Annotated in this window: 1 protein-coding gene; it reads left to right on the top strand. The window is 34.7% G+C overall.

What is annotated here, in order from left to right; genetic code table 11:
• Positions 1 to 18: 18 nt before the first annotated feature.
• Positions 19 to 259: glucuronate isomerase (locus AOA60_RS01585; RefSeq protein ID WP_143522340.1), on the top strand; the 241-nt coding region annotated here is incomplete at its 3' end.

Here is a 259-nt window from a genome sequence, read left to right as displayed (position 1 = left end):
GTTTGAAGGAGAGATATAATGAAAACTTTTATTCATGATGATTTTCTACTTCCAAATGAAGCATCAAGAACACTTTACCATGACTACGCAAAGGATATGCCTATCTATGATTATCACTGTCATTTAAGTCCACAGGAAATCGCTGAGAATAAGTCATTCAAAAATATGACAGAGATTTGGCTAGATGGTGATCATTATAAATGGAGAGCATTACGTGCGTTAGGAATTGAAGAAAAGTACATTACTGGTGATGCTAGTG

This window comes from Pseudomonas sp. 2822-17 (assembly GCF_002742485.1).
Classification (GTDB): Bacteria; Pseudomonadota; Gammaproteobacteria; order Pseudomonadales; family Pseudomonadaceae; genus Aquipseudomonas; species Aquipseudomonas cyclaminis.
The sequence above is the reverse complement of the archived record's forward strand: the minus strand, read 5'-3'. Positions and strand labels throughout refer to the sequence as shown.